This window comes from Synechococcus sp. R5-13 (assembly GCF_047462015.1).
Classification (GTDB): Bacteria; Cyanobacteriota; Cyanobacteriia; order Thermostichales; family Thermostichaceae; genus Thermostichus.
In genome coordinates, this window is the sequence record NZ_JANSIL010000166.1 from 1 (window position 1) to 11,087 (window position 11,087).

7 protein-coding genes are annotated in these 11,087 nt (G+C 60.4%); 5 read left to right on the top strand and 2 right to left on the bottom strand.

What is annotated here, in order from left to right; genetic code table 11:
* Positions 1 to 109 precede the first annotated feature (109 nt).
* The gene (locus tag NW840_RS12325; RefSeq protein WP_414344579.1) at positions 110 to 1,945 is read left to right on the top strand and encodes a PhoX family protein; all 1,836 of its coding nucleotides are present in this window, start codon (positions 110 to 112) and stop codon (positions 1,943 to 1,945) included.
* 175 nt (positions 1,946 to 2,120) lie between these two features.
* Here the strand turns inward: NW840_RS12325 and ilvD are convergent, their stop codons facing one another.
* On the bottom strand, positions 2,121 to 3,818 hold the full coding sequence (gene ilvD / locus NW840_RS12330) for a dihydroxy-acid dehydratase (protein WP_414344586.1): 1,698 nt from the start codon (positions 3,816 to 3,818) through the stop codon (positions 2,121 to 2,123).
* Between the two features lie 372 nt (positions 3,819 to 4,190).
* Between ilvD and fbp the strand changes: the two genes are divergently transcribed.
* The 3 genes from fbp to NW840_RS12345 all read left to right on the top strand — a co-directional run bounded on the left by fbp (position 4,191) and on the right by NW840_RS12345 (position 7,788).
* Positions 4,191 to 5,189 carry a class 1 fructose-bisphosphatase gene (gene fbp, locus NW840_RS12335; protein ID WP_414344588.1) on the top strand — a complete coding sequence of 333 codons (999 nt, stop codon included), beginning with the start codon at positions 4,191 to 4,193 and terminating at the stop codon, positions 5,187 to 5,189.
* Positions 5,190 to 5,226: 37 nt separating this feature from the next.
* Positions 5,227 to 6,780 carry a glucose-6-phosphate dehydrogenase gene (gene zwf / locus NW840_RS12340; protein ID WP_414344581.1) on the top strand — a complete coding sequence of 518 codons (1,554 nt, stop codon included), beginning with the start codon at positions 5,227 to 5,229 and terminating at the stop codon, positions 6,778 to 6,780.
* A 96-nt stretch (positions 6,781 to 6,876) separates the two neighbouring features.
* Positions 6,877 to 7,788 carry a tetratricopeptide repeat protein gene (locus NW840_RS12345; protein ID WP_414344583.1) on the top strand — a complete coding sequence of 304 codons (912 nt, stop codon included), beginning with the start codon at positions 6,877 to 6,879 and terminating at the stop codon, positions 7,786 to 7,788.
* 13 nt (positions 7,789 to 7,801) lie between these two features.
* On the opposite strand, the gene dxs is transcribed toward NW840_RS12345, so the two are convergent.
* Positions 7,802 to 9,748 (bottom strand): 1-deoxy-D-xylulose-5-phosphate synthase, encoded by a 1,947-nt coding sequence (gene dxs / locus NW840_RS12350; RefSeq protein ID WP_011433570.1) that lies wholly within the window; start codon positions 9,746 to 9,748, stop codon positions 7,802 to 7,804.
* A gap of 244 nt (positions 9,749 to 9,992) precedes the next feature.
* On the opposite strand from dxs, the gene cysK reads away from it, so the two are divergent.
* Positions 9,993 to 10,949, top strand: a complete 957-nt coding sequence (cysK, locus tag NW840_RS12355) for a cysteine synthase A (protein ID WP_011433569.1) — start codon at positions 9,993 to 9,995, stop codon at positions 10,947 to 10,949.
* Positions 10,950 to 11,087 lie beyond the last annotated feature (138 nt).

Sequence of the window (11,087 nt, forward strand, 5' to 3'; positions counted from 1 at the left end):
ATCAAAGCGCATTCCTCCCGGCACTGACCCTACGGGTACAGTGCGGGGCTCCTGCGATTTCTAGCTGAACGGTGCTTCCAAATCGGCAAAAGCCGCCAGTGGCAGTGCTTTGCTGGGCTTCAAGGCAATTCCTGTGAGCGCGGAAGACAAACTGGTGGTGCCCGAAGGCTACACTGCCCGTCCGCTGCTGGCTTGGGGTACTCCCATCACCGGCACCTATCCACAGTTCAAGCTGGAAAACACTGGTGCCGAGCAGGGAATGCAGGTGGGCAGCCACCACGATGGCATGCACTTCTTCCCCATTGACGGGAAGGATCCCTGGCAGGGCAGCTCCACCGAGGGTTTGCTGGTGTTTAACCACGAGTACGTCGAGCCTCGGTTTATGCATGCTGCGGCTGTGGGCCAAAAGCTGGATTCCGACTTGCATCCCACCAATCCTGACGGCAGCCGCGATCCCGACCAGGTGCTGAAAGAGCTGAATGCTCACGGGGTGAGCATTGTCCACATCAAGCAGCAGGGAGATGGCAGTTGGGAAGTGGTGCGGGATCGCCTCAACCGCCGCATCACCGGTCTTACCCTCATGGAGATCCACGGCCCGGTGCGGGGATCCGACTTTGTGAAAACCAAGTTCAGCCCCGAAGGCACGATGACCCGGGGTACTTTGAACAACTGCGCCCACGGCGTCACTCCCTGGAATACCTACCTTACTTGTGAGGAGAACTGGGCGGGCTACTTTAGCAACACCAGCAAAGGCCCCGACCAAAAGCCCAACCTGCCCCGGGAGCACAAGCGCTACGGCGTAAGCACCGAGACTTCCCGCTACGGCTGGGAGCTGGCCAGCAACAAGGCGGACGAGTTCATCCGCTTCAATGCCACCCCCACCGCTGCGGATGCCACCCAAGACTACCGCAATGAGCCCAACACCTTTGGCTGGGTGGTGGAGATCGATCCCTTTGATCCCAGCAGCACTCCCAAGAAGCGCACCGCTCTGGGCCGCTTCGCCCACGAAGGCGTGGTGTTTCAGCCGCCGGTGGAAGGCCAGCCGATTGTGGCCTACATGGGGGACGATGCCCGCTTTGAGTACATCTACAAGTACGTCTCTGCCGAGCCCTACCGCAAGGAAACGGCGGGCGGACATCTGTTGGACAATGGCACCTTGTATGTGGCCAAGTTCAACGAAGATGGCACAGGGGAGTGGCTGCCGCTGGTGTTTGGGAAAAACGGTCTAACCCCGGAAAACGGCTTCACCAGCCAAGCAGATGTGTTGGTGAATACCCGCACGGCGGCGGATTTTGTCGGTGCTACTAAAATGGACCGGCCTGAGTGGGGAGCGGTGGATCCGCAAACCCGCATGGTCTACTTCACCCTGACCAACAACAGCCGTCGGGAACAAGACCAGGTGAACGCTGCCAACCCCCGTCCCAAAAACAAGTGGGGTCACATCATCCGTTGGAAGGAAGCCAACGACCGGCCTCAAGCCACCCGTTTCGAGTGGGATCTCTTTGTCTTGGCCGGGCCGCCGGAAGATAGCCGCAAGCTATCGGGCCAGCCCCTCAATGAAGACAACATCTTCAACTCTCCCGATGGTCTGTGGTTCGATGCCAGCCGTCGCCTCTGGATCCAGACCGACACCAGCGAAAGCAATCTCAACAAAGAGGAGTTTGCGCCTTTTGGCAACAACCAAATGTTGGCTGCCGATCCGGATACAGGGGAAATTCGCCGCTTTTTAACCGGGCCGATTGGGCAGGAGATCACCGGTGTGGTCACCACTCCCGATCAGCGCACCATGTTCATCAACGTGCAGCACCCAGGCGCCAGCACCAGCGAGGACGACTTTGCTGCCGGCAAGGTCAATTCCCGCTGGCCCGACTACGACCCCAATCTCTACCCCCGCTCGGCGGTGGTGGTGATCACCAAAAATGACGGCGGGATCATCGGCACTTAATCGGCGCTGAATCCTCATTATCAACCGCATCACGCAATCAGGCGGCAGGGATCCTTCATCTCTGCCGCTTTCTTACACTTAACCCAGCAAGGCTGATCCCTGCAGGGTCAGGAATCTGGAGCTATCTCTCAAGTACCAATTCTCCCTCTGGGAGACGAGCCGGGGGTGAGGGAAATTAATCCCACAGGTTCAAATCCGTCACTGCTCCCAAGCTGCTGCTGGAGACCAGCTTGGCGTACTTGGCTAGGGTGCCCCGTTTGTAGCGAGGCTCAGGAGGAGACCAGCGGGCGCGGCGGCGAGCCAGTTCTTCATCGCTCACGTGCAGGTGTAATAGGCGAGCCGGAGCATCGATGGTGATAAGATCCCCTTCTTCCACCAGGGCAATCGTGCCCCCCACATAGGCTTCGGGAGCCACATGGCCCACCACCATGCCGTAGGTGCCGCCGGAGAAGCGGCCATCGGTGATCAGGCCAACGCTATCCCCCAAGCCGGCGCCGATGATGGCCGAAGTGGGCGAGAGCATCTCCCGCATGCCGGGGCCACCTTTGGGGCCTTCGTAGCGGATCACCACCACATCCCCTGCTCGGATCTGGCCGGAGAGGATGGCCTGCAGGCAGGACTCCTCTGAATCGAAGACCCGCGCCGGCCCGGTAATTTTCGGGTTCTTGACGCCGGTAATCTTGGCTACTGCTCCTTCGGGAGCCAGATTCCCCTTGAGGATGGCCAGATGCCCTTGGGGATACAGGGGGCTGTGCCAAGGGCGGATCACCTCCTGATCCGGGCTAGGCTCGTCCGGCACATCCCGCAGGACTTCGACGATGGTCTGGCCGGAGATGGTGAGGCAGTCCCCGTGCAGCAGGCCGTGGTTGAGCAGCATTTTCATCACCTGGGGGATCCCGCCGGCTCGGTGCAGATCGGTGGCCACAAACCGTCCTGAAGGCTTGAGATCGCAGAGGACAGGCACGCGAGCACGAATGGTCTCGAAATCATCTAGCGTCAGGGGCACTTCTGCCGCATGGGCAATGGCCAGAAAGTGGAGCACGGCGTTGGTGGATCCCCCTACGGCCATGATCACCGAGATGGCATTTTCAATGCTTTTGCGGGTGATGATATCTCGCGGGCGGATGTTGGCTTTGATGGCCTCTGCCAAGACCTTGGCCGATTGGGCTGCACTTTCGGCTTTCTCTTCGTCTTCTGCAGCCATGGTGGAGGAGTAGGGCAGGCTCATCCCCATGGCCTCAAACGCGCTGGACATGGTGTTGGCCGTGTACATGCCGCCGCAGGATCCCGCACCAGGACAGGCGTGGCGCTCCACCGCCAGCAGCTCTTCCTCGGAGATGCGCCCGGCGCTGAACTCTCCTACGGCTTCAAAAGCGCTGACGATGGTGAGGTCGCGGCCATTGTAGTGACCCGGCTTGATGGTGCCGCCGTAGACGAAGATGGAGGGCACATTGAGGCGGGCCATGGCGATCATCGCCCCCGGCATGTTCTTGTCGCAGCCGCCAATGGCCAAGAGGCCATCCATGCTCTGGCCGTTGACCACCGTCTCGATGGAATCGGCAATCACTTCCCGCGACACCAGCGAGTATTTCATCCCCTCCGTGCCCATCGAGATGCCGTCGCTGATGGTGATGGTGCCGAACACCTGGGGCATACAGCCCGCCGTTCTCAAAGCCGCCTCCGCCCGCTCCGCCAGAGTTTGGATCCCCATGTTGCAGGGGGTGATGGTGCTGTGGGCGTTGGCAATGCCGACAATGGGCTTGCCGAAGTCTTCGTCGCGAAAGCCTACGGCCCTGAGCATGGCGCGGTTGGGGGAGCGCTGTACTCCCTGGGTAACCACTTGGCTGCGCAGCGGGAAAGGGGAATTGGCTATCATTGCAAGAGGAAACCGGGACGAAGTAGGGAGAGGAGAAAAGGGGTATAACTCATCCTACCGCGTTTCTTCGGGGGAACATGAGCTTTCCCGGCAAGAGGGATCCGACCAAATCTGAAGCAACTCTGTAAGTTGTCTGCACCTGCGCCGAGGATCGGCCAGCCTACCTAATAGAAGGGATCCCAGGTTCCAATCGCCCTGGCAAGACCGAGTCCTTGCACTCCGGGTCAAGACGCAGGGGTCGGGGATCCCTTGTATGGGTGTTTTTCTTTCGTGTTGGCGAAGCCTCGTATGGTTCTCAGCTCTCCTCCCTCCCCGCCGGTAGTGTCCAGCAGTGCCGACCGCGTTAGCGGGACGGAGTCCTCACGGGAGATGTTGCGGGATGTGCTCACCCTCTCCCGTCATGTTTTACAGCAGTTTGGCAGTTTTACGGCAGAGGCCCAAGACTTCAGCGCCCTGATGAACCGCATTGCCCTGGCCGGCAAGATGATCGCCCGGCGGCTGAGTCAGGCAGGACTGATCGAAGGGGCGCTGGGGGTTACCGGCAGCCTCAATGTCCAAGGGGAAGAACAGCAACAGATGGATGACTATGCCAACCGGGCCTTCATTCGCGCTTTGGAGCAAACGGGCCTGGTGTGTCGGCTGGTCTCGGAAGAGATGAAAACCCCGGCTCGCCTGCCGGAAAACTGCTCCCTCAGCCGCTTGGCCCTGATGATCGATCCCCTGGATGGATCCTCCAACATTGACGCCAACCTCAGCGTCGGCTCTATCTTCTCCGTCCTTCACCCTCTTGAGGATCGCCCGGAAGCGGACAACCAAGACCTGCTGCAACCGGGCCGTCGCCAACTGGCTGCGGGATATATTCTCTACGGCCCCAGCACCCAATTGGTCTATTCCGTCGGCAAGGGGGTACACGGTTTTACGTTGGATCCCAGCTTGGGGGAATTTATCCTCTCCCGCAGCGACATCCGCATTCCTGAACGCGGCTCCGTCTACAGCCTCAACGAGGGCTATTTCTGCCACTGGAGCGAAGGGATCCAGAACTATGTCCGGTATGTTCACCGCCGCGATGGCTACATCTCCCGTTACAGCGGCGCTCTGGTGGCGGATTTTCACCGCATTCTCCTGCAGGGCGGAGTTTACCTCTATCCCGGCACCCAGAAAAAACCGGAGGGCAAGCTGCGCCTGATGTACGAGGCCAACCCCCTGGCTTTTCTGGCCGAGCAGGCGGGCGGGGCGGCCACCACTGGCACCGAGGCCATCCTAGACATCGTCCCCCAATCTCTCCACCAACGGGTGCCCCTTATCATCGGCAGCCGCGAGAACGTGGAAGAAGTGCTGCGCTGCCTAGAGGGTTCTCTGGTGCCCTAGGTTCTTCCCAATCCTTCTCTTTGAGCCAAGCTGGCCTATGGTAACCCTGGCAGAAAACCCCCTTCGCGTTGGTCTCAACCAAGAACGCACCCCGGATCCCTGCATTGTGGTGCAGTTTGGCGCTTCTGGGGATCTGGCCGCCCGCAAGCTGCTCCCGGCCTACTACCGGCTGTTTGGGCAGCGGCGGCTGCCGCCGGAGTTTACTTTGGTGGGGGTGGCCCGCCGCGATTGGACTCACGAGGTTTATCGGGAAAAGATGCGGGCTGCCGTGCAGGAGTTTGCCCCCCAGGACTTGGGGCCGGAGGCCCTCTGGCAGGACTTCGCCAGCCGCCTGTTCTATTGCCGCCTGGATATCGGGGATCCAGAAGGCTATCTGCGCCTAAAGCAGCTGCTCAGCCAGCTGGACGAAGAGCGGGGCACCCGCGGCAACCGAGTGTTCTATCTGGCGGTGGCGCCGGACTTCTATGCCCAGGCCATCCAACAGCTGGGGGCAGCTGGCATGGTGGCCGATCCGACCAAAACGCGGGTGGTGATCGAAAAGCCCTTTGGCCACGACCTCACCTCGGCCCAGGAACTCAACCGCCTTGTGCAGCGAATTTGCCAGGAAGAGCAGATCTACCGCATTGATCACTACTTGGGCAAAGAGACGGTGCAAAACCTGCTGGTCTTCCGCTTTGCCAACGCCATTTTCGAGCCTCTCTGGAACCGCAACTACATCGACCATGTGCAGATCACCGTAGCGGAAACCGTGGGGGTGGAGGATCGGGCCGGCTACTACGACACTGCCGGCGCCCTGCGAGACATGGTGCAAAACCACCTAATGCAGATCTATTGCCTGACGGCCATGGAGCCACCTGTCTCACTGCGCAGCGATGGGGTGCGCAACGAAAAGACCAAGGTGCTGCAGGCCACCCGCCTAGCGGATCCCCGCAATGTGGCAGCCGCAGCGGTGCGGGCGCAGTACGGCCCTGGCTGGATTGCCGGCAAGCCGGTGCTGGGCTATCGGCAGGAGCCCAATGTCAATCCCCAGTCCAAAACCCCCACCTACGTCGCTCTGAAACTGGAGTGTGATACTTGGCGGTGGAAGGGGGTGCCCTTCTACTTGCGCACTGGGAAACGCCTGCCCAAGAAGGTTTCGGAGGTGGCCATTCACTTTAAGCAGGTGCCCCTTTCCCTGTTCCAATCGGCGGCTCGGGAGGTGAGCCCCAATATCCTGGTGCTGCGTATCCAACCCAATGAGGGTATCTCGTTGCGCTTTGAGGCCAAGATGCCGGGGCCAGAGATCCGCACTCGCTCGGTGGATATGGATTTCCGCTATGGGACGGCTTTTGGAGCGAGTACACCGGATGCTTATGATCGCCTGCTCCTGGATTGTCTGTTGGGAGATCCAACGCTGTTTACCCGTGCCGATGAGGTTGAAGCGGCCTGGCGGGTGGTGACGCCGGTGTTATCGGCCTGGGAGTCTGAGCCCGGCAGCGGCAATGGCGGCGGTGCTGCACCGCCTCTGTTCACCTATGAGGCCGGCACCTGGGGGCCGAAGGCTGCCGAAGATCTGCTCACCCAATCGGGGCGGCGGTGGCGGCGCCTCTGATTTGGCCGATGGCAGTTGCAGAGGAGAACACTGAGAAGTAGGGATCCCCGGCTGTTGCAGCTAACATGGGCATGGCCTGTTTATTGCGTGGGTATCATGCCGCCACTGTTGTTCCGGTTATCCGTCCGGCCCTGGCGAGCCTTGTCGGTGGGCCTGGCAGTTGTGTTGGGGATGGGAGGGTGGAGCTCTGCCCAGGCCCAGGTGTTGCTGCACGTCCCTCTGCCCAATGGGGGCTTGATGCAGGCCCAAGCGCTACAACTGGCCACCGACTCGCTGCGGTTAGCCCAGTTTGGCCAGACGGAAGAAGCGCTGCGCCGCCTGCAACTGGCCGTGTCCATGGTGCCCAACTCCTCAGAGCTACTCTACGTTTTGGGCAACGTACACCTAGAACTGGGGGACTTGGAGCAGGCGATTGCCTCGTTGCAGAAGGCCCGCGCCCTGTCTCCTCAAGATGGGGCTGTTCTCTACTCGCTGGGATCGGCTTATTTGCGGCAGGGCAGCTACTTTGCCGCTGCTGAAACCCTGGAACGAGCTGTGGCCCTGCAACCGGATAACCCCAACGCTCGCTTCCAACTGGGCAATGCCTACCTCATGCTGGATCGGTGGGATGCGGCCCGGCAGGAATATGAGAAGACCTTGCAGTTGGATCCCGCCTACTGGCCGGCCATGAACAACATGGGCTTGGTGGACTATGAGCAGGGGGATCTGGACGCCGCCATCGATCGCTGGGAACGCACGATAGAGATGAACAATGCCGTAGCAGAGCCCTATTTGGCCCTGGCGACTGCCCTCTACATTCGGGGAGAAACCGAACGGGCTGAGGAACTGGGGGCAAAGGCCATGCGCTTGGATCCCAACTACGCCCGCCTGCAGGTGTTGCGGGAGAATCTGTGGCGAGAAAACCTGCTGCGAGATGTGCAGATCCTCCTGCGCACCCGCCCTGTTGCAGAAGCTCTGCAGCAAGCCGCTATCGAGCAGTTCAACCGGCGGATGGGCCTCTCAGAATAGATTCAGGATAGATTTAGGAATTGACAGTGGGAAGTTCTGCAGGGGATCCCTTGAGAACTCGTGCCTGAAACTTGGCCCGAATCCGCTCGGCAATCCCGGCACTGTTCAAGCCTAGTTCTGCCAAGGATTCCTCGGGGGTGGCGTGCTCCACCCACACATCCGGCACCCCCAAGCGCAACAAGGGCACTGCCAGGTCGGCGTCGAGCAGGGCTTCGGCCACTGCCGAGCCAAACCCACCCATGAGGCAACCTTCTTCCACCGTCACCACCAAGCGGCTCTGTTCGGCCAAAGGCAGGATCAGCTCAGTATCCAGAGGCTTGGCGAAGCGGGCATTGACCACCGTGGCTGAGATGCCGTGTTCTTTCAAGATCTCCGCCGCCTGCAGGCTGGGATGCACCATCGACCCATAGGCCAGGATCAGCACCTCGCCACCGCTGCGCAACACCTCGGCTTTGCCGATGGGCAGGGGTTCCCATCCCTCTTCTGCCAGAGGCACCCCCACGCCAGATCCGCGCGGGTAACGCATGGCGATGGGGCCCTGGGTGTACTGGATCCCGGTCACCACCATGCGCTGTAGCTCCGCTTCATCTTTGGGAGCCATTAGCACCATTTCCGGAATGCAGCGCAGATAGGCGATGTCGTACATGCCTTGGTGGGTGGGGCCATCGGCTCCCACAACTCCCGCCCGATCCAAGCAAAAGAAGACCGGCAACTTTTGGATACAGACATCGTGGATGATCTGGTCGTAGGCCCGCTGCAAGAAGGTGGAATAAATGGCCACCACTGGCCGCATTCCCTCACAGGCCATGCCAGCCGCCAACGTTACAGCGTGCTGCTCGGCGATCCCCACATCCACAAACTGATCCGGCAGCTTTTCCTTGAGCTTATCCAGGCCAGTGCCCGTATCCATAGCGGCGGTGATGCCGATGATGCGGGGATCCCGCTCGGCCAGCTTGCAGAGGGCATGGCCAAAGACCTTGCTGTAGCTGGGGGGCTTAGGCTTGGTGGGCGGGTAGGGCTTGCCGGTGGCCAGGTCGAAGCGGGATTGGGCGTGATACCCCACCTGTTCCGCTTCGGCAGGCGGGTAGCCCTTGCCTTTGACGGTGGCCACATGCACCAGCACCGGCCCGGAGATGCCGTGGGCCAACTCAAAGGCATCCAACAACTCCGCCAGGTTGTGCCCGTCCACCGGCCCCACGTAGGTAAAGCCCAGCTCCTCAAAGATAATGCCGGCTTTGTTGTTTTGCACAGCGGTAACCAGCTTCACCGTTTCCTTGAGGCGGTCAATTTCTGGGCTGAGGCTGGATCCCAGTAGGGGCAGGTTCTTCAGTTGCTCTTCTAGGCTGTCGGCCAAAAACTGCACCGGCGGGCTGAGGCGCAGGCGGTTTAAATAGCGAGGGATCGCCCCCACATTGGGGGAAATAGACATGCCGTTGTCGTTGAGCACCACCATTAGGTTGGTCTTGGGCAGGTGCCCGGCGTGGTTGATGGCTTCATAGGCCATGCCTCCGGTCAGGGCACCATCCCCAATGATGGCCACCACCTTGAAGTTGTCTCCCCGCCGATCCCGAGCGATGGCCATGCCCAAAGCTGCCGAGATGCTGGTGGAAGCGTGCCCCGCCCCAAAGTGATCGAAGCGGCTCTCGCTGCGCTTCAGGTAGCCGGAAATCCCCCCCTTCTGGCGCAATGTGTGGAAATTGTGGTACCTGCCGGTGAGCATTTTGTGGGCATAAGCCTGGTGCCCCACATCCCAGATCACCTTGTCTCGATCCAGATCGAGGGTCTTGTAGAGGGCCAAGGTCAGCTCCACCACCCCCAGCCCTGGCCCCAGATGACAGCCGACCGGGGAATTGGCAGCCGTCTGCAGATGTTTGTCGCGAATCTGGCGGGCTAGGCTGCGCAACTGGCTCAGGTTCAGGTTTCGGAGCTGGTTGGGATGAGTGATGTCACTCAGGTGCATAATGGACTCGTCCTTCCGGTGTGATCTCACTCTAATTCATTTTCAGGAGGGGTTTTGTAGCCCTCCCTCTCAAAACTTCAAGGAATGCAGGGATCCCCCTTAATGCTGGGCCAAGGGCAGTGAGATCTTGAAAGGGGCATGCCAAGGAGCTTATTCAAGGGTTAGCCTCGCGTAAGGCCCTCGGTTGCTCCGGAGTTAAGGGCTAGGGCCCACTGCCGCGATGGTTTCTTCCTTTTTGTTAGCCATGAAAATCGCCGCCAACATCACCCAGCTCATCGGTCGCACCCCGCTGGTGCGGTTGAATCGGATCCCGCAATCGGAGGGGTGCCTGGCCGAGATCGTGGTGAAATTGGAGAGCTTTAACCCTGCCGCTTCGGTGAAAGACCGCATTGCCGTCAGCATGATCGAGGCTGCCGAACAGGCCGGTTTGATCACCCCCGGCAAGACCATCTTGGTGGAGCCCACCTCTGGCAATACCGGCATTGGCCTGGCCATGGCCGCTGCTGCCAAGGGTTACCGGCTCATCATCGTCATGCCTGAGAGCATGAGCCTGGAGCGGCGACTGCTGTTGAAAGCCTACGGAGCAGAGGTGCATCTGGCCAGTAGCGCCGGCGGCATGGGGGAAGCCATCTGGAAGGCTGAAGAGATCGTCCGCCGCACTCCCAACGCTTACATGTTGGGCCAGTTCACCAATCCCGCCAACCCCCGGATCCATGCCAGAACCACCGGCCCGGAAATTTGGGAAGATACTGATGGTCAAGTGGATATCCTGGTGGCAGGGGTAGGTACCGGCGGCACCATCACGGGGGCGGGCGAGTTTTTGAAGGGGAAAAACCCAGCCATTCGACTGGTGGCCGTTGAACCCAAGGCCAGTGCCGTCTTGAGTGGTGGACGGCCCGGCTTTCATCGCATTGAAGGGATCGGAGCGGGATTCGTGCCTGATGTGCTGCGGCGCGACCTGCTGGATGAGGTGATCCCAGTGGAAGATGAAGAGAGCATGGTCTACAGCCGGCGCCTGGCCAAAGAAGAAGGGATCCTCTCCGGCATTTCCACTGGGGCTGCCTTGGCGGGAGCCATCCAGGTGGGGCGGCGACCGGAAAACGCTGGCAAGCGGATTGTAATGATCCAGCCTAGTTTTGGGGAACGCTACCTGAGCACACCTCTTTTTCGCGACTTGGAGCGGGATTCCGATTCGAGATGACGATGATGCTGAGACTGCTGCCCTACAGGTCGCCCTGGCCCAGAGGGCGAGCTAGCATGGGTGAGAGTGACGTGGCGGAACGGCAGACGCGCTAGACTTAGGATCTAGTGCCGCAAGGCGTAAGGGTTCAAGTCCCTT